Annotated in this window: 14 protein-coding genes, 1 tRNA gene and 1 CRISPR repeat array; of the genes, 3 read left to right on the forward strand and 12 right to left on the reverse strand. The window is 67.1% G+C overall.

From position 1 onward, the window contains the following. Positions 1 to 25: 25 nt before the first annotated feature. On the forward strand, positions 26 to 376 hold the full coding sequence (locus BSZ40_RS08325; protein WP_073825171.1) for a Fe-S protein: 351 nt from the start codon (positions 26 to 28) through the stop codon (positions 374 to 376). Between the two features lie 10 nt (positions 377 to 386). On the opposite strand, the gene cas6 is transcribed toward BSZ40_RS08325, so the two are convergent. From cas6 to BSZ40_RS08355, 6 genes are all read right to left on the reverse strand, one after another. Continuing rightward, on the reverse strand, positions 387 to 1,193 hold the full coding sequence (gene cas6 / locus BSZ40_RS08330; protein ID WP_073825174.1) for a CRISPR system precrRNA processing endoribonuclease RAMP protein Cas6: 807 nt from the start codon (positions 1,191 to 1,193) through the stop codon (positions 387 to 389). Between the two features lie 55 nt (positions 1,194 to 1,248). Continuing rightward, complete coding sequence (cas2, locus tag BSZ40_RS08335) at positions 1,249 to 1,551, reverse strand: CRISPR-associated endonuclease Cas2 (protein ID WP_245793975.1); 303 nt, start codon at positions 1,549 to 1,551, stop codon at positions 1,249 to 1,251. After that, positions 1,527 to 3,503: a CRISPR-associated endonuclease Cas1 gene (gene cas1 / locus BSZ40_RS08340; protein WP_073825178.1), complete on the reverse strand. Its 1,977-nt coding sequence runs from the start codon at positions 3,501 to 3,503 to the stop codon at positions 1,527 to 1,529. Before cas1 ends, cas2 begins: the two co-directional genes overlap by 25 nt. Positions 3,504 to 4,036: 533 nt before the next feature. After that, positions 4,037 to 5,222: direct repeats of the CRISPR family, unit length 37 nt; unit sequence GCCAACAAGCACCTCGCGACTAAAGGTGCATTAAGAC. Positions 5,223 to 5,402: 180 nt separating this feature from the next. After that, positions 5,403 to 6,860, reverse strand: coding sequence for an amino acid permease (locus tag BSZ40_RS08345; RefSeq protein ID WP_073825179.1), 1,458 nt, complete (start codon positions 6,858 to 6,860; stop codon positions 5,403 to 5,405). Between the two features lie 7 nt (positions 6,861 to 6,867). Continuing rightward, entirely contained in the window at positions 6,868 to 7,338 is a 471-nt protein-coding gene (locus BSZ40_RS08350; RefSeq protein ID WP_073825182.1) for a NanQ anomerase/TabA/YiaL family protein, read from the reverse strand. Then, the gene (locus BSZ40_RS08355) at positions 7,338 to 10,724 is read right to left on the reverse strand and encodes a glycoside hydrolase family 2 TIM barrel-domain containing protein (protein WP_084542739.1); all 3,387 of its coding nucleotides are present in this window, start codon (positions 10,722 to 10,724) and stop codon (positions 7,338 to 7,340) included. Before BSZ40_RS08355 ends, BSZ40_RS08350 begins: the two co-directional genes overlap by 1 nt. Positions 10,725 to 10,806: 82 nt before the next feature. Here BSZ40_RS08355 and BSZ40_RS08360 point away from each other — a divergent pair, with 82 nt between their 5' ends. Continuing rightward, complete coding sequence (locus BSZ40_RS08360; protein ID WP_073825186.1) at positions 10,807 to 11,817, forward strand: LacI family DNA-binding transcriptional regulator; 1,011 nt, start codon at positions 10,807 to 10,809, stop codon at positions 11,815 to 11,817. A gap of 17 nt (positions 11,818 to 11,834) precedes the next feature. Here the strand turns inward: BSZ40_RS08360 and BSZ40_RS08365 are convergent, their stop codons facing one another. Beyond that, positions 11,835 to 12,425 (reverse strand): hypothetical protein, encoded by a 591-nt coding sequence (locus BSZ40_RS08365; RefSeq protein ID WP_073825188.1) that lies wholly within the window; start codon positions 12,423 to 12,425, stop codon positions 11,835 to 11,837. 130 nt (positions 12,426 to 12,555) lie between these two features. Between BSZ40_RS08365 and BSZ40_RS12395 the strand changes: the two genes are divergently transcribed. Further along, positions 12,556 to 12,687 carry a hypothetical protein gene (locus BSZ40_RS12395; protein WP_281246640.1) on the forward strand — a complete coding sequence of 44 codons (132 nt, stop codon included), beginning with the start codon at positions 12,556 to 12,558 and terminating at the stop codon, positions 12,685 to 12,687. A 410-nt stretch (positions 12,688 to 13,097) separates the two neighbouring features. On the opposite strand, the gene BSZ40_RS08370 is transcribed toward BSZ40_RS12395, so the two are convergent. The 5 genes from BSZ40_RS08370 to BSZ40_RS08390 form a co-directional block, all read right to left on the reverse strand. Next, positions 13,098 to 14,381, reverse strand: coding sequence for a hypothetical protein (locus BSZ40_RS08370; RefSeq protein ID WP_073825191.1), 1,284 nt, complete (start codon positions 14,379 to 14,381; stop codon positions 13,098 to 13,100). A 65-nt stretch (positions 14,382 to 14,446) separates the two neighbouring features. Continuing rightward, the gene (locus tag BSZ40_RS08375) at positions 14,447 to 14,809 is read right to left on the reverse strand and encodes a DUF6054 family protein (RefSeq protein ID WP_073825194.1); all 363 of its coding nucleotides are present in this window, start codon (positions 14,807 to 14,809) and stop codon (positions 14,447 to 14,449) included. Between the two features lie 282 nt (positions 14,810 to 15,091). Further along, positions 15,092 to 15,165: transfer RNA gene (locus BSZ40_RS08380), tRNA-Pro, on the reverse strand. A 229-nt stretch (positions 15,166 to 15,394) separates the two neighbouring features. Further along, on the reverse strand, positions 15,395 to 16,363 hold the full coding sequence (locus BSZ40_RS08385; protein WP_073825196.1) for a metallophosphoesterase: 969 nt from the start codon (positions 16,361 to 16,363) through the stop codon (positions 15,395 to 15,397). Continuing rightward, on the reverse strand, positions 16,363 to 18,516 hold the full coding sequence (locus BSZ40_RS08390) for a transglycosylase domain-containing protein (RefSeq protein ID WP_073825198.1): 2,154 nt from the start codon (positions 18,514 to 18,516) through the stop codon (positions 16,363 to 16,365). Before BSZ40_RS08390 ends, BSZ40_RS08385 begins: the two co-directional genes overlap by 1 nt. Positions 18,517 to 18,634 lie beyond the last annotated feature (118 nt).

The following is an 18,634-nucleotide window of genomic DNA, read 5'->3' on the forward strand; positions in this document are numbered from 1 at the left end:
GCCGCCGAGAGTGAAGGATGGGGCCATGGGCATGCTGCGGAACATCGTTGTTGTTTTGCACCTGGTGGGCTTTGCGCTGCTACTGGGGGCGTGGGCCGTCGAGGCCTTCCAGCGCCGGAGCCGGGTGACGCCCCTGATGCAGTGGGGCATGGCGCTGGCCTTCGTCACCGGCCTGGTTTTGGCTGCCCCGTGGGGGTTGGAGCAGGACCTCAACTACGGCAAGATCGGCATCAAGCTCGGAGTGCTGCTGGTGATAGGGGCGGCCCTAGGGGTGGCCGGGGCCCGGCAGAAGCGCAACGAGACTGTTCCCACGGGACTCTTCTGGGCCGTCGGCGTGCTGACGGTCGTCAATGCCGCGATCGCGGTCCTCGTCTGACCGCTGCACATCAGGAGCTTGGCACCACGTCGATTAGCCCCATGCCGAAGGCTCCGTGGGAGCCCACGCTGGTGAACTGCGCCAGCGCCATCAGGCGCGAGAAGGCTGCGGTGGCGGGGGTGCCGGTGCGGCCACTTATCCGCAGCCTGCCTTCGCGGGCTGTGATGGCACGAGAAGCCAAACGTCCGCGCCGATCCTTGTGTGGCATGCCGAGGTTCACCGTTACGGGACGGGTGTGATCGTCCATGACCAGTAGGTGGGCAAGGTCGGCGCGGCGAGGCAGGGGAAAGTCGTAGCCGACGTTCCACGCCCGCCAGCGTGCATGCAGCGAGTCGGCGAAAGATACCGCAGTGAAGTCCGCTGTGTGCTGAGCGTGCCGGGAGAAGACGGTGGGGGAAAGCAGCGTGATTTCCCACGCCGTGTTGTCGGTAGTGTCGGCCAGTTCCTGCCAGGTGGCGGTCTGTATCACCTCTGCCTGCTGCGCACACAGCAGCGCCGTGTGCTCGTCCCCGCTGCCGAGCGGCAGCACACCGCCCCACGCGAGCCAGGCATCGAGAGTGGAGACCAACCGATCGTCGAGGAAACGCACCTCCATGCCGAGCACGCCCAGCCGAGTCATCAACTGGCCCAGACTGTAGGGCTTAGGGCCGGGCGCGTCGTGCACCGGCCGCACCGCTAGGGCGGGCAGGGTGGCGGCGCGCTGCGGCGAGATTCCCACCGGCAGATCTAGGATGCCGCTGAGGGCAGCGTGCAGGCGGCGCGGCGTTGGTTCCACCGGGCTGTCGGCAGTGAACTCGATGTAGACCGTGGTGGGCATGGCTCCTCCTCGACTCCTCGCCCGAGTGTAGGCCTAATCGGGACGTAGCTTTTGGTTACCACACACCGAGGTAGAGCCCGCGGTCGTGGATGGTGGGAGCAGTGCCGAGCACGACGATGCCGTTGGCACAGCTGCGGCACAGGCGGTAGATGTGGATAACGTCGTCGGACTCCACGATCAGCTCCTGCAACTGGCGCTGGATCTCGGCCAACTCGGCCTGCGAGACGGAGAGTTGGAATACCGATTCTTGGATGCGAAAGCCCCACCCCTCCAACAGGGCCGCAATACGGGTGCGGCGCCTGTTGGAGGCAATGTCGTAGGCAATGATGGCGTCTAACGCCACGCCGCTGCGCTCCACGAGTAGACGGGGTCGAAGATGGCGTGGGCCAGGCGCTGGGCTTGGTGGTGAATGTGGCGCCGCCACGTACCAGCAAAGCCCGGTAGGGAACCCTTAACACTGCGCTGCAGCATCGCCTCGTAGCCGTCAACGAGGATGCGCTTGCCCTCGTTGGTGAGCCATACCCCGTCGCCGTCGGGGCTGGCAGTGCCGTGCTCGGCCCGCAAGCGCCGCAACCGCAGCAGTGACCAGACCACCCGGTCCACCAACAGTGGCCGAAACTCTTCCATCAGGTCGAGTGACAGGCTGGGGCGCTTGTCGGTGGAGGCATGTAGGAGCCCGAGGGAGGGTTCTAAACCGGCGGCGTACAGGGCGGCGGTGCACTCACCGAGCAGGATCGCGTACCCGTAAGACAAGGCTGCATTGGCGACGTCCCGGGGTGGGCGGCGGCTCCGGCCAGCGAACCACATCTCGGTGGGCAGCAGTTCGGCTGCGCAGGGGAAATACAGCGCTGAGCCTTGTCCCTCCAGGCCGCGCACCTCGTCCACGGTGGTCGCATCCGGCAGTTGCGTGGTCAATCCGCGGATCGTGACGCACGTGTCGGCAACGTCGATGTTCTTGCTGCGGCGCCCGAGCCGGTGCAGCATGTGCAGCTGGTTGTTGAGCTTGGCTCCCACGAACTGCTTGGCGAGCGGGAGGCGCGCCGCTGGGTTCGCGGCAAACTCGGCTTGCCGCAGCAGCCGCGAGGCGTTCAGGGCGGAACGTAGTCCCGTCATCTGGCCGAGGTAGCTGCCGCGCCGGGACAGACAGATGACATCAATCTCGTTAAACAACGCCCAGTTGCGGGCGCCTGCGCTCAGCCCGACGTTGCCGCTGAGCACGATTCGGCTCACGAGGCGGCGAGGCACAGATACTTGAGGGAGCGTATCGGGTCCCGTGATGACGAGGCGTTCGCGGGTGAGGCTCACACGGGCACCATCCTGTCCGACGTAGAGCACTTTGGCAGGCTGCTTGGTGTGCTTGACGCCGTAGTGCAGGTCGGTGACGGGCTGGTGAGCGGTGAAATCCACCCCGAGGTAGCAAAACCCGGCGTCGAAGCTGGTGTGCATGGTTTTCTCCTCATTGAGCTGTAAACCTTGGTGGGCAGCGAGGGATGCCAGGAGTCGCTGGGAAGCGGCAAGTTCAGTACGGGAGGGAGCGCACAGGAGGATGTCGTCGGCAAAACGTACGTAACCGACACCAGTGTCGGCCAGGGCGAAGTCGATATCGGTCAAGGCGAGGTTGGCGAGGAGGGGGGAGAGGCAGGAACCTTGGGCGAGACCGCGGGAGCGGATGCGACGTCGCCCGACGACACGACGTGGCTTGGCGATGAAACGCAAGAGGGCGAGGGTGCGGGAACAGAACAGGCCACGTTGCAGCACCCGTAGGGAGTCGGCGATGTTGATGCGGCCGAAGTAGTTGGCGATGTCGGTCAGCAGGACGTACCGATTGCCACTATCACGGAGTTGGGTTATCTCGTGGGTGGCGGCCTGGACGCCGAGGCCGCGCCGGAAGGCGAATGACGCTGAGCACTGCAGGAGGTCGGCGCGGTCGATGATGGCGTTGAGGACGGCCCGTTCCACCACGCGGTCGCGAATGGAGGGGATGGAAAGCTCCCGCATGGCGGATGTCTTGCCCTTTTTGGGGATGAGTACCTCCACTTGGGGCTCGGGTTGGTACCGGCCGCTCAGCAACGCTCCGGAGAGGGCGGCGACGAAGCGGTCGGGATCCGCGGCGATCTGCTGGCTTTGCTGCAGGAGGTAGCCGTCCTTGGCATCGCGGGTGAAGACGTAGCGCCAGGCGTTTAGGAGTGAGTCGGGTGCGGCGATCTCGGTTAACAAGTCCGGCTCCCCGGTCAGGGCTTGACGCTGGAAAGCGGCGCTTGCGCGCAACGGATAGGTGAGCTCACCTAAATGGCGTACAGAGGTTTCCATGTGGGTCACCAACTTTCGGGATATTTGTTTTCGGGCGCGAAAATCCGCGAGTTAACTCGCGTATCCTGAAACAGATGCACCAAAGTGCTGGAATCGCGTAAGTTTGCTTCAGCAGCAACTTTGTTGCTGAAGCAGTCGGGGCGCTACCTGGCTGCTATGCCTAGGTCCAGCATAGGGGTAGGAGGGCGTTTGTGGTACTTGCTCCAGGCCGCAAGTGTGGCGCATGTCACTGTGGATGGGTTTTTTGTTGGTGTATCAACGAAAAGTCTAGGTGTGTGACTGTTGCTCCGCGCATATGTCAGGGCAATCGTGTGCATGCAAAGGGTGCTGTATGTAGGGCAGAAGAAGGGGGGAGTGGTGTGGACTGCTGTCAACAGCGCGAACTGCTGTTATTGTTCAGGTTATTGTCAGGATCAAGTTTGGGTGCGTGAACGTGACGAAAATCAGCGCACATCGTTCAGCTAAGTGCTAGCATGGGGGCGTTGGCGCGGTCCAGGCCGAGACGGCGGCCCTCAGCTGACTCTCAGCGCAGGGCCAACAAGCACCTCGCGACTAAAGGTGCATTAAGACACTGCCGTACTGACTATAAGCGCCACCACTAGCGCCAACAAGCACCTCGCGACTAAAGGTGCATTAAGACTCTTCCGTCGGGGTTTTCAAACCCCAGCGATACGGCCAACAAGCACCTCGCGACTAAAGGTGCATTAAGACATCACAAGGGCAGCCGTGTATCGCGGCCACCCTCGCCAACAAGCACCTCGCGACTAAAGGTGCATTAAGACTCGCTGACAAAGAACCGGAAGCCAGCGGCTTCCGGTGCAAACAAGCACCTCGCGACTAAAGGTGCATTAAGACACTTCCGGCCGGCGGACCACGTGCCCCTACGGGGGCCAACAAGCACCTCGCGACTAAAGGTGCATTAAGACGCGCCGTGAGCACCCGGTTGCGGCCGAATGCCCGGGCCAACAAGCACCTCGCGACTAAAGGTGCATTAAGACATGAACACCACCCCCTCAGTCGGCTCGGGCAGGCCCGCCAACAAGCACCTCGCGACTAAAGGTGCATTAAGACATAGTCGGACTCGGCGTCGGGTCCGGGGCTGGGGGCCAACAAGCACCTCGCGACTAAAGGTGCATTAAGACGTGGGTCAGGGTTTCCCCTGGCCCTCCACGAGGGCCAACAAGCACCTCGCGACTAAAGGTGCATTAAGACGTGCCGTCGGGCGCCGCCAAGGCTACGGGTTCACCGGCCAACAAGCACCTCGCGACTAAAGGTGCATTAAGACGCCTGGAGGGCGGCGCGGTGGTCGGCGTCCGTGTAGGGCCAACAAGCACCTCGCGACTAAAGGTGCATTAAGACCCGCGCTGACTACCCTCCTTCTGAACCTCCTTCAGAGCCAACAAGCACCTCGCGACTAAAGGTGCATTAAGACATACTGCCCGACGCAGTATGTACGGTGTAGCGATGCCAACAAGCACCTCGCGACTAAAGGTGCATTAAGACGGGTGATGGGCAGCCTCTCTCCTAGGACGATGTCACGCCAACAAGCACCTCGCGACTAAAGGTGCATTAAGACGGTGGCTCCGTGGCGTGCTCGGCGTCTCGGTAGCGGCCAACAAGCACCTCGCGACTAAAGGTGCATTAAGACCGGTCCTGGCCAGCGAGAGACTCGTAATTCTCCCGCCAACAAGCACCTCGCGATTAAAGGTGAATTAGGATTTGGAGTTGGTGACCAGGCTGGGCTGAGAGTCGGAATCTAGCAAACCCCTCGCGACTTAAGGGGTTCTACGACCTGAGCTTCAAGGTTTCGTCTGGTCGGCCACCGGGCTGCCGCACCCAAGCCCGGCCACCGGGCCGCTGCACCTAGTACCGCGCCACCGCATCCCGCGCCGCCCGCCCCTACCCTTCCCCGTCGTGCACTCCCGGGGCGAGTGCGGCCCGGGCGGCGGCCGGGTTGGCGCGCCGCAGCCGTCGCAGGTAGCGCTGATACCACAGCGCCGCCGAGCCGACGAAGAGCACGAGCCCGCCAATGTTGTATGTCAAGGTCAGCCACAGCGGCTGGGCCAGCGGAATCGTCCCGGCGACGAACACGACGCAGCACCCGGCGAGCAGGGGCCCGATGACGGCGAGCGCCGCCCGGCGGGGCAGGAAGCGGAAGTTGCGGGGGACGGCGTCGTACTTCCACCGCAAAACCAGGTAGGCGTACATGATGATGAGGCTCGGCAGCAGCGCCGTCACCGCCGTCATGTTCACGACGATTCGCAGCAGTTCGTTGATGTTGCCGCTGCCGAGCGCGGGCAGCGCCAGCATGGGGGCAACGATGAGGAACTGGAGCCACGCCGCCCGCTCCGGCACGCCGTGACTGTTCAGGCGGGCCAGGCGCGGCCCGAAGACCCCCGGCGGGATCTCCGCGAACATGACTTTCACGGGCGTGGCCGTCCACACCAGGATCGTTGAGAGGGTCGCCGCCAGCAGCACGACGCCGATCACCCGATACGACACCGCCGCCGAGATACCGAAGTGTTCCGCCACGGCCCCGAGCGCCACGAACAGGCCGTTCGAAATCTCCAGCTGTCCCGCGGGCACGAACACTGTCAGCATCGCCGAGGCCCCCGCATACAGCAGCCCGATCAGCACCCCGGCGACGACGATGGTGCGCACGAATGCCCGCACGCCGCCGCGCAGGTCCTGCAGGAACACCCCCACGGATTCGGCGCCGCCGACGCCTTGAATGATCCACGCGAGCGTCCCCAAGTAGAGCCACACGGACGCGAACGACCCTAGGTCGGGTGTCATGTTGCGCACCGTCAGCGGTGTCGCTGCCTGCACGCCGCCCGCCAGCGCCAGCCCACTGAAGAGCACGAATCCCACCGTGAGCGTCAGCACCGCCAGGGCCCCGATGGCGGTGAGGCTGCCGATGCGGCGGGCCCCGTGCGTCGACAGCCACGTGGTGGCCGCGAAGATCACTAGCGACAGCACCGTGATCCAGCCCTGTGACAGCCGCGCTGGATAGCCGAGCCACAAGTACGAGGCGAAAACCAGGGTCATCGGCAGGAGGGCCGCGAAATAAAACAGGTTGACGAACCAGTAGCAAAACGCCGTCAGGAACGCCCAGCGGCCCCCCAGGGAGGTGCGTACCCACTGGTAGACGCCCGATTCGGAGCTGTGGTTGAGCGCGGCGAACTCGGCGATCACCAGTGTGAACGGCACGAAGTAGATGAATGTGGCCGCCAGGAATGTCGGGGCCGACGCCAAGCCGATCGCCACGTGGTTGTTGAGCACGTGGTTGATGTTGAACGTCGCGGACACGATCATCGCCAGCAGGGCGAGGCGGCCGATCTGTTTACGTTTGCTCATTTCTGCCTCACAGTTGCGCCACCTCGGTGCCTTCCACCGTCACCCGCAGCACGACGACGTTCCCGCGCCCGGCCCGCACTCTTGCCGCCTCGGCGATCTCCACGATCCCTACCCGGCCCGCCGCCACCTCGACCGCGTCGAGGCCCGCGGGGGGCGGGGTGAACAGTTGGCAGTCGGTCAGGTCGCTGTACGGCCCGGCGGCCGCCAACTCGGCCTGTGGCGCCACCTCTACCTGCAGCGCGGCGTCCAGCGGGGCCAGCAGCGTCAGGTAGCGGCGGTGCCCGCGCAGTGGCCCGCCCACCAGCTGCTGGGCCTCGATGCGGCGGTAGGTGAGGCTGTCGCCGAGCGAGTGGGCGACGTCGGCCGCCACCACCCCGCCCGGCTGCGCCCGCGTTAGCGCCGCCGCCACGCGCGCCCAGCGGGGCTCGCCGCGCGGCCCGCCCCACGCCGCCAACTGTGACCGGCTGACCACCCGCATCACGCCACCCCCGCCCACAAGTCGTAGCTGAACGTGAACGGCGCGAGCCGCAACCGGTAACTGTCCAATACTTCCGATCCCCACGAGTTCGACCCGAGCCCCAGCACCGCATCGTTGAGGTTCAGGGTGACGGTGTCGCGGGCCACCAGGTCACAGCGGTGGCGGGCCGCGTCGATGTCGGCGGCTCGGTACGGCCACGCCGAGAACGCCAGCGGCCGCCCGCCCCGGCTGGGGGCCACCGTCAAGGCCCGGCCCGCCCCGGACAGGCGCACCCACCGCACCTCGCCCCGGTTGCCGCAGTCCTGCGGCACCACGTACGGGGTGAACATGTCGTCCACCGTGGCGCGCCACTGGCCGATCAGGTTCGCGGTGGCCGAGTCGGGATAGTTCTCGCCTGGCCCGCGCCCGTACCACTCCACGTCTCGCAGTTGCCCCGGCAGTTCGCAGGTCAGGCCGATGCGGGGCACGAGGGGCAGAAAGTCGCCGCGCGGTCGCCCCGCCACCCCCAGCGTGAGGCCGTTGGGGGTGAACCGGTAGTCCAGCTCCAGGTCGACGCCCCACCCCAGGCCGGGCGGGCCGAGGAGTTGGGTGACGTGCACGACGACGTCCGTCCCGTCCTGCCGCCACGTCACCTCCCGGGTGGCGGTCTGCAGGGCGTGCAGGTGGCGCGGCCGCCACAGCGCCTCATGCTCGGGCGCATGGTTGTCGATCAGCGGCTTCCATAGCCCCACGCGCGGGCCGCTGGCCAGCACCGGCTGGTCCCGGTGGTGCCACACGGTCAGCTCCCCGGACAGCAGGTCCAGCTGCCAGCGGTCGGTGGGGGAGGTCAGGGTCAGGCGGTCGTGGGAGGCAGCGACGGCGAGCGGGGCGGGGGGAGCGGCGACGGCGCGCGGAGTGGGGGGAGCGGTGACGGCGCGCGGGGCGGATGCCGCAGCCGCGGCGTCGCCCGCATCCCGCACTGCTGTTTCCGCTACTACAGCGGTGGTCTCCGGCGGGGGCGGCGTGGTGGCTTCCGGGGTGGGGGGCCCGGCGAACCCCGGCGCGGCCGGATCAGCGTGCGCCCGCGGCGCGGCGTGCGCCGCCGGGCTCGGCGGCAGGGCGAACTGGAAGCGGCCCAGTTCGTGGGCGGCGGCGTCGAGCACCCGGCCCCGCACCGAGACGACCAGCCAGTTCTCGCCCGTCACCGGCACCCCGCCGGGCCGGTCCCGGCCCGCGCCCGGCAGCGGCGGGCGCGCCAGCAACGCCGGGTGGGATAACGCCTCCGCCAGCTCAGTCGGAAGCTCCACCCGCGCGGTCGCCCCGGGCGGCACTGGCCCGGGCCGCACCAGCCACGGCGCCCCGGCCTGCCCCTCGGGGGCGAGCGCCACCTGCAGGGTGACGTCGGTTAGGTCCGTGAAGTAGCGCCGGTTGGTCACCTGCAGAGCGGGGGCGGCGTCGGCGGCCAATTCCACCCCGACGGGACACAGCACCTGGGCGTACTCCACCAACCCCGGGCTGGGGGACTGCCAGGGGAAAACCAAGCCGTCGATGCAGAAGTTGCCGTTGTGGGGGTAGTCGCCGTGGTCTCCGCCATAGGTGTGGAACTCGGTGCCGTCCGCGGCGCGCGCCGCCAGCCCGTGATCGCACCATTCCCACACGAAGTGCCCCTGCAGGCAGTCCCACTTGGTGAAGACCGCCTGATACTCGGCCAGCCCGCCCGGTCCGTTGCCCATCGCGTGCGCGTACTCGCACAAGATGCGCGGCTTGGGGTGGGGGAACTCGCCGAAGTCGTGCATCTGGGACACGCGCGAGTACATGGTGGAGATCAGGTCCACCACCTCGGCGTCCCGATCCTCCTCGTAGTGCACCGGTCGTGGATCGAGCGCTTTGCAGGCGGCGGTGGCGGCGGCGATGTTGCAGCCGAACCCGGACTCGTTGCCCAGCGACCAGGCGACGATGCAGGCGTGGTTGCGTTGCGCCACCACGTGCCGGGTGATGCGATCGACGAACGCGGCCTGCCACCCCGGATCGTCGGTCAGACGCGCCAAATCACCCACGCACGCGAAACCGTGCGTCTCCAGGTCGGTCTCCGCTAGCACCAGCAGGCCCAGCTCGTCGCACAGCTCGTAGAAGCGCGGATCGTTGGGGTAGTGGGCGGTGCGCACGGCGTTGATGTTGTGCGCCTTCATCAGTTCCAGGTCGCGGCGCATCCGCTCCACGCTCACTGCGCGGCCGGTGTGCGGATCGTGGTCGTGCCGGTTGACGCCATGCATCTTGAAGTACTGGCCGTTCAGTAGCAGGCGGCCGCCGTCGATGCGCACCTCGGCCAGTCCCAGCCGGTGGGGCACGTACTCGCTCGCTGGGGCCGTGACGTCTGGGGCAACGACGTCTGGGGTGGCCGGGGCGGCGACGGCAGGGCTCGCTGCGGTTGGGGTGGTGACGCCCGCGTTCGTCGCGGGTGGGGCGGCCGGGTTTGTTACGGTCGGGGCGGCGTCCGGGCCGCCCGGGTTAGCCGCGCTGTGCACCGCCAGCAGCATGTCGTACAGGAACGGCTCCTCCGGGGACCAGAACCGCGCAGCGGGCACGCTCACCTCAATGCTCTGTCCCGGTTGCAACTCGCGGCGGGCCACCAGCTGCCCGGCGGCGTGCAGGGTCCAGGTGAGCTTTTCGGCGCCGACGGCATCGGCGTGCACGGTGAGGCGGGCGTCGTCGCCCTCGCGTACGGTGCGCACCCAAAAGTCGCTCAGGTGCGCGACGGGTCGGGTGTGCAGGTAGATGGCGCGGAAGAGCCCCGCCGCCCACCACATGTCCTGATCCTCCAGGTAGGTGCCGTCGCTGAACTGCGCCACCACCAGGGTCAGCAGGTTCTCGCCTGGTTGGAGAAAGTCGGTGAGGTCAAACTCGGCGGCCAGGCGCGAGCCCTTGGTCATGCCAACGAAGCGCCCGCCGACGTAGACCTCCGCGTAGCTCTCCACCCCGTCCAGCCGCAGCCACACGCGCGCACCCGGGGGCGGGGGTGGCACGTCGACGAGGCGCTGGTAGATGCCGGTCGGGTTGTGGCTGGGCACGCGCGGCGGATCGACGGGGAAGGGGTAGGCCTCGTCGGTGTATTGCAGCGGGCCCCAACCGTCGACCTGCCAGAGGTGCGGTACCTGCACGAGCGGCCAGTCCGGGTGGGGCTGGCCCAGTTCGACGGGCGCCAGACGCCGCGGGTGATCGACCAGGTGGAAGTGCCACGCTCCGGTCAGGTCCGTAAAGCCCCAGGCGTTTTGCCGGTCGTGGCTGGCGGCGGCCTGCGCGTCGGGATAGCCGAAGAAATAGGCGCGGGCGGGTAGGCGGTGGCGATGCAAAAGGTGGGGGTTCTCCCAATCGTGACGGCTTGGTGCGCTCGGCTGCTGATCACCCACCGTGTCCTCCCACCCGCTATGAAACCGGTTTCATAGACTGTAGAGTGTCGGTGACCGCCGCGCAAGAGACTGAAGGAAACCAATGCCCCGCCGCCCCGCCGCCACTATTGCGGACGTGGCTGCCCGCGCCGGAGTCTCCCGCGCCACCGTCTCGCGCGCCCTCAACGGCACCGCCCAAGTCACCCCCGCCACCCGCGCCAAAATCGACCAAGCCATCGCCGAGACCGGCTTCGTCACCAGCGCGGTTGGCCGCGCCCTGGCCACCGGCCGCACCGAAGCTATCGCCGTGCTGCTGACCGAAACCCTGGACGAACTCTTCGTCGACCCCACCTACGCCACGATCCTGCGCGGCATAACCGATCAGCTGGGCACCACCCCGTACCTGCCCGTCCTCCTGCAGGCCGCCACCCCCGCCGAATACGACCGGGCACTGCGGCACCTGTCCCGCCGCGCAGTCGACGCCGTCATCGCCCTGTCGCCCTACACCGGCACGCCCCTGCTGGAGGCGTTGGCAGAGCTCGGGCTGCCCGTCGTGCTGTGCGGCCAGGTGCGCGACGAGCCGTGGCAGCGGCACTTCACCACCATCTACGCCGACGACGAGGCCGGTGCCGAGCAGGCCGCCCGCGCCCTGTGGACGCGCGGGCGCACCGACGTTGTGGCCCTGCTGGGGCCCGCCAGTAACCCCGCTGCTGAGGATCGGCTCACCGGCTACCGCCGCGGCCTACCGGGGAAACTGGGGCCCGAGCGTATCGTGTGGACCGGGTGGGATGAGGAATCGGGACGGGCCGCCATGGTCGAGCTGCTGCGTCGACAGCCCGAGCTCGACGGGGTGCTGGCCGCCTCCGACCGGCTCGCCGCCGGGGCCTTGGCCGCCCTGCGCACCGCGGGACGCCGCGTCCCGGCCGACGTCTCCGTCATCGGCTTCGATGACCACGCGCTTGCCGCCCACACGCAGCCACCGTTGACCACCATCCGCCAACCGCTGCGTACCCAGGGCCAGCTCGCCGCCCGCGCCGCCCTCGACCTGCTGGCCGGCGGAGCCCCCGAGCGCATCGTGCTGCCGATGGAACTGGTGACGCGTGACAGTGTGTAGAGCAGCGGCCTTGCGGGCTACTGCTTGGTTAGGGACTCGCTGGCCTGGCGGATGAGATCATCGGCTTGCTCCTGAGAGGTGCCGGCGAAGTTTATTTGCCACACCCCGCCACCAAATTTCGAATAGAGATAAACCACCGTCCATCTGTCGGTTATGGTCCGCGCCTGCACCGCGACGGCCGGTTTGCCTGCAAATTCGTTAATGTCATCACGAGCGTGAGGGTCATTGACCATGCTGTATGTCACGTCTAGCAGGACTTCCTCCTTCGGGGGTAGTTCTTTATCGGCAGGAGAGTAGAAGTACGCGATCTGGGACCCATCGCCAGAAAGGTTGGCCACAAGCGGGGGATCAGTGCTTTCTGGGGTGGGTTCCTTTCCTTCGTAGCCTTGGGGGATGTTCATGGTGTAGTCGCCTTCGGGGGTGACTAGCCAGACTTTGTCGTCTTGGAAGGCGATGGTGCCTACCGGGCCTAGGGCGCTGCCCGTTGGGGACGGGGTTGGGGTGGGTGAGGAGCTCGCTGTGTCTGCCGGGTTGGCGGCAGCGGTCGGCGTGGTTGCCGTGGCGCCAGCGTCGGGGGTGGCTGGGCTGCAGGCACTTGCCAGTAACACGCCTGCCAGTACTGCCGCCCTGAGACTTCCATACCCGCTACGCATCTGCGCCCCTCCCACTCCCTGGTCGACTGTGACGCGCAACATAATGCCACACGCCCCCCGCCCACCAGGCAGGACACATTTACCGGTGCATAACGCCCGCCGCGCCGCCGGCTCCTGCCCTAGGCTGGAGCGGCAGCATCCCACCAACGGCAAGGAGCCGACCATGGGCCCAGACGAAGAAGACCTGTCCATCGACTACGAACTAGCCGAACAATAACGCGCCCGCCTGGCCGCCGACGGCAAGGACGCCCTAGACAAAGGCATTAAAGCCTGCGAAGACTGGGCCGCCCAACAAACCACCGCCCGCTGGGGCGTAGAACCCGGCGCCCAACGCTTCCGCCGCGCCTACCAAAACTTCATCCTCACCCTGGCCGACGAACTACGCAAAAACGCCGCCGAACTCGACGAATTCACCACCCGCCTGCAACAAGCCCTAAAAGACTTCGCCCACAACGAAGAACAACTCCAACAAGCCATCACCCAAATCACCACAGACCTGGAAAAGTCATCTATGAGTCAGCGTCTACGGAACAGTAGTCGTGGCGATGGCTATTCTGGTACGTTGCCGCCAAACATGCGAATGGAATAGCGTTCAAGCGAAAGCGTCCGTCGAGGGCAGCAGCGTCGTCACTCGCTGACGTGGCGGCGGCCCCGCACCCGCCGCAGCGCCGCCCACCCCAAGGCGAACGCGGCGCCACCGGCCGCCAGGGTGCCCCAGCCGTCGTCCACCGTCGCCAAAAGGGAGTCAGGTGACGCGTCAGCTTCGAAGGTGGCAGGCTGGTTTAGCTGCTGCCGCAAGCTGTCACCCACCAGGCGCAGGGTCGCGGCCGACATGCGCGGGGCCCGCGGCACCTGCTGCCCGGGGCGGGTTGGCAAGGCCGAACCGTCGCAGGCCGCGAACGGCTCCGGGTCAACCACCGGCCCCCACACCGGGTCGGGCAGGTTAGTGGCCTGCGCCAGCACCTGGTCGGCGTGCCAGCCGATGATCGACGGCAGGTCGTAGGAATCGTGGCTGCCGCACGTCACGACGCGGGCGGCACGCGTGTACCCAGCCGCCACGTAGGCCTCGTGCGCCACTTCGCTGGTCCGCAGCGCTGACCATCCCGGCGAATCATCCCCCGCACCGACTACCCAGTCCAGCAGCACGTCCCGTCGGATGCCAGCCGGTGAGACTTCCTCCCACTCAATGTCGCCCCCGCCGATCATCACCGCCGCCGAGTTGGCGGGCAGCCAGTCAGTGCCCGGCAACAGCAGGTGCCGCGCCAAAAACTCGGCCCCACCCGAGTAGCCCACCAGAACCAAGTTGTCATTGGGCACCCTGGAGATGAACTCGCGCACCGCCACCGCCCAGGTGTCCGGGTCGCCGTTCTCCCACCAGCTGTCCCCGCCGTCCGGGTGGTTCAGGAACACAAAGTTCATGCCCCGCACGCGTGCACTGTTGGAAACCAGATCGCTAAATCCCCCGGGGTCCAGGTCCGTGAAGCTTGAGGTGCCATCGCCGTCGAAGTAGACGACGGTGCCGTTGGCGCCCGCCTGCCACCAGTGGTAGGCGAATTGGGTGCCGTTGCTGCCGACGAACAGGCGGCCCTCGCCCGGTTCCAAAGCCATCGCTTGATCGGCGGGGACGGGCACCGGGGCGGCGGGCTGAGCAGCGGAGCCCGATTGGGCGGGGAGGGCGGGGGTGTCAGCGCCGACATCCACGGTCACTTCCTGGCTCATGTCCCCGGGCAGGGTAGGGGCAGGAGAGTCCAGTTCCTCGCTGTCGGCCTCCTCCACCTCCGCCGTTGGCGGGGCCGGGGTGACAGAAACGGTGGGCAACTCCGCTGCCTGCCCCACCTGTGCCAGTTGCAGCGGCCACCCGCTCGCTGCCACGACAGCGGCCAGTGCCGCCCCGACTACACGCCACCCCATACGGACATTCCTCCTCGCCCGGCCAGCACTATAGCGGTACCTGTGGGCTGTCGGTGGCGAAAAAGCTAGTGAAATTGGGGGCTATTTTGCCGATTTTCCCACTCGTTGAGAGTCTCATCCAGGGTGGCCAAGAAGCTTTCCTCACCGAAGGTATTGATCTTGAAGAACACTGCCTGGCTGCCGCCGAGGGAGACCCCATGCACCTGCAGCACGTTATCGCTGCCCGCGACCGTCACCACCATGCCGACCCGGTTGCCGCCCGTCCAGCTGTAGCGCTCAAACGCCAACACCGCGATCTTCGTTGGCCCCGAGTTGAAGATGCTGGAGGTCTCGATGTGGGCGCTGGAGGACTTGGCGAGGACGTAGTCGGCCAAATACTCGACGAATGCTTCCAGCTGGCCGTTCACCGTGCGCATTAGCTCTGCCATTGGGGTCTCCCTCGCGGTTGGATGCGCTCATCGTACGAAATTGCTGCCGCCCGCACGGGTGAAGCGAAGAGCTAGGTTGCACGGGTCGCCCTAACTGACCACCAGCGAGCCATAAGTGGCGTATATGGCGCCTGTGCTCCCCTGGTGGACAGTTAGGGCGGTCGCCTGCGGGTGCACGGCCCGGCGGCCCCCCGCCACTGCCCAGCGGGCGCCCCGGCCGGGAGCAGGCTGCTGGGCAACGAAAAATCCGGCGCCCACGCCAGTGGAGCACCGGATTTTTAGTCGGGGTGACAGGATTTGAACCTGCGGCCTCTTCGTCCCGAACGAAGCGCGCTACCAAGCTGCGCCACACCCCGAATGGAACTCGTGAAGTATAGCCCCACTTCCGGCCCTAACGGAAATCGGCCTGTGCGAGACGTTCACCACTTGCGCCTCCCTGTCGTTCCGTGTTGCCCAAGCCCGGTCGGGCTACGGGGGCGGGGCTGCGGAGAGCTGCTTGCCCGCCCGGCCCCCAGGCCCGCCCCTCAAAGGATGGTAACGGTGGCCACCGCCAATCCCTGTTCGCTGGCCGCCCAGGCCCGCCCCTCAAAGGATGGTCAGCAGTGTCGCCCCGGGGCGGCAGGCCAGGCGCACCGGCGCCATCGGGCTGGTGCCGATGCCCGCGTCCACGTGCACCCAGGTTGGGCTGGCAGTCTCCGGCCAGGGGAAGAGCCCGGCGGCGTGGCGAGTAGGTAGGTCGCAGTTGGTGACCAGTGCCCCCCAGCCCGGCACCCGCAACTGCCCGCCGTGGGTGTGCCCCGCCAGGACCAGGTCGGCACCCGCGGCGGCGAACTGGTTGAGCACTCGCCGGTAGGGGGCGTGCGCCAATCCCAGGCGCAAGTCCGGTGCGCCGGCCGCCCCACCCTCGGTGCCACCCGCCGCTTGCCGACCTTCCGCTCCCTCGTCGACACCGTCAACCGGGAACCGGTCGGCGTCCAGGTGCGGGTCGTCTACGCCGGTGATCTCCACGCTCCACCGCCCGGCCCGCACGCGTCCCCGCGTATTCGTGGCATCTAGCCAACCCGCGTCCGTGAAGGCCGCGACCAGTTCGGCGGTCGGCAGCGCCACCCGCTCCTCGGCGGGATCGTCCGCCTGGCGTGGATCGCGGCGCAGGTAGCGGGTCGGTGACTTCAGTTTCGGTGCCCAATAATCGTTCGATCCGAGCACGAACGCCCCCGGCAGGCGCAGCAGGGGAGCCAGCGCCGTCAGCAGCTCGGGCAGTGCGTCGACCCCGCCCAAGTTGTCTCCCGTGGCGATCACCAGGTCGGGCTCCAACTCTGCTAGGCGCGCCAGGTAGGCCGCCCGGCGGCGGTCGCCGACTGCCAGGTGCGGGTCGGCTACCTGCAGGATGCGCAGCCCCGCCGCCGGGTGCCGGTCCACGCCGCCGCGGCGGGCTCCGAGCGGGACGACGACGTGCCGGTCACGGTACGCCTCAGCCTCCGCTAGCGCCCACCCGAGCGTGGCCGCGCCCGCCAGCGCCGCCCAACCCAGACTGCGGCCAACCAGCCGCCACATCAACGGTTAGATGTGGGGGCCGGAGACGGTTGGGCTGGGCCGCCGGAAGGCCGCGGCGCGGGCCGCTCCACCGGCGGGGCCCCAAGGTCCCCGATGTTCAACTCGCCGGGCTCCCGGCCCTCCATCGCCTGCGCCATGAAGCGGGCCCACGTCGGGGCGGCGATGGTCGAGCCGTAGATGTAGTCGTAGTACTCGCCATTAATGGTCACATCGATCCCGGGTACCCGGGCCTCGGAGTGCCCCAGCCAGGTGGCGGCCGCGATCTGCGGGGTGTAGCCGACGAACCAGGTGTCGGCGTTCTCGTCGGTGGTGCCGGTCTTGCCCGCCACCGGATGGCCGGGCACGTTGGCCACCCCGCGGTAGAACTGCGAGTTGACGGACCAGTGCAGGGTGGCCGTGACCTTACCGGCCACCTCCGGCTCCATCACCTGGCTGCAGTTGGCACCCGGCACGGACAGTTCGTTGCCGTCCCGGTCCACGATCTTGGTGATAGCAATCGGCGTGCAGTAGGTGCCGCCGGCCGCGAAGGTGGCGTAAGCGTTGGCCAGTGCCAGCGGGGTGGCCTCCCCGGAGCCGAGCATGTTGCCCGGCAGGGCCGGCAAACGCTTGCCTTCCGTGTCGCGAATCCCCACCTTGTTGGCCATCTCGGCGATGTCGCACAGGTCCAGCTGGGTGGCCATGTGCAAGAACCCGTTGTTGATCGACAGGGCGGTGGCTTCCCGCACGGTGCGGGCCCCCGTCTTGCCGGGCAGGTCGTTCACTTCCCACGGCTCGATGTAGACGGGACCTTCGCAGCTGTGGAAGTCGTCGCCGGTGTACGTGGCGGACCGGCCGCCGACCCGCTGCCACACGCTCTTGCCCGCCTGGAACCAGGTCGCCAGGGTGAAGGTCTTGAAGGTGGAGCCGATCTGGAAACCGATGCCACCCCCGTGATTCTTGTCGACCGTGTAGGCGAGCTCGGTTGTGTAGAGGTCGCCGTCTTTCTTGCCGAAGTTCGTGTTTTGCGCCAAGGCGAGGATGCGACCCGTGCCCGGCTCGATGGCGGCGGTGGCGAGCTTGGCGCCCGACGCGTCGCCCGCCGGGATCATGCCGTGCACCGCGTCGGCGGCCGCCTGCTGGGTCTGTGGATCCAGGGTGGTGGTGATGGTCAAACCGCCGCGCTTGAGCAGGGCGTCGCGTTCGCTGCGCGTGGCCCCGAAGGCTTCGTTGTTGAGGATCTCCTGCTCGACGTACTGGCAGAAGTAGGCGGCGTGCCCGGCCTGGGCACAGCCCGAGGTCTTTTCCGAAATGTTCAACATGTCGGCCACCGGTATCTGGTTGACCTCGTCGTACTGGGCCTTGGTGATGACGTCCTCCTTCAGCAGGGCCGCCAGCACCTCCTCGCGTCGCTTGGTCGCGTTTTCGGGATGGGCCACCGGGTCGTGGCTATTGGGCGACTGCGGGATGCCCGCCAGGAGGGCGGCCTCAGCCAGCGTGAGGTCTTTGGCGGACTTGGAGAAGTAGTACTGGGAGGCGGCCTCAATGCCGTACACCGATGGCCCGAACTGGGCGATGTTGAGGTAGCCGGCGAGGATGTCGTCCTTGCTCATGCGCCGCTCCAGGGCCAGCGCCAGTTTGGCCTCCCGCAGCTTGCGGGCGATGGTCGGCCCGGTGGCGGCGGCGATGGCTACCGGGTCGTTAGCCAGGATGCCGGCCTCGACCAGGTAGTTCTTCACGAACTGTTGGGTGAGCGTGGAGGCACCCTGCGTATCCCCACCCGAGGTGTTGGAGATCAGGGCCCGAATCAGACCGGTCGGGTCGATGCCCTGGTGCTGGCGGAAGCGGCGGTCCTCCAACGCGATGATCGACTTTTGCATGATCGGGGCGATCTCTGCGAGCGGCACCACCTGCCGGTTTTGGTAGTAGAAGGTGGCTAGCACCGTGCCGTCGGCCCGCAGGATCGTCGACGGTTCCGACAGCGGCGGCATCGCCAGGTCTTCGGGCAGCTCCTCAAATAGGTCCGTTCCCGCATTCGTCAGCGCCCCCACGGCCGTGGCGGTCGGCAGGGCGAAGACCGACGATAACGCCCCCGCCACCATTGAGGTGGCGATGAAAACGACGAACATCGCACTGGCTTGCAAGGGCCGGATGCGGCGGGAACTGCGCTTAGACATGCCCCCTAGGGTACGGCCAGTGGCTGGAAAACAGCGGGCGTGACGGAGGGGAGTCAATATTGTGAAATGATTTGGTGATGTGAGCCACTTTGGGCTAGGGTCTGCTGAGACTCACATC

It is taken from the genome of Buchananella hordeovulneris, from assembly GCF_001907235.1.
Lineage (GTDB): Bacteria > Actinomycetota > Actinomycetes > Actinomycetales > Actinomycetaceae > Buchananella > Buchananella hordeovulneris.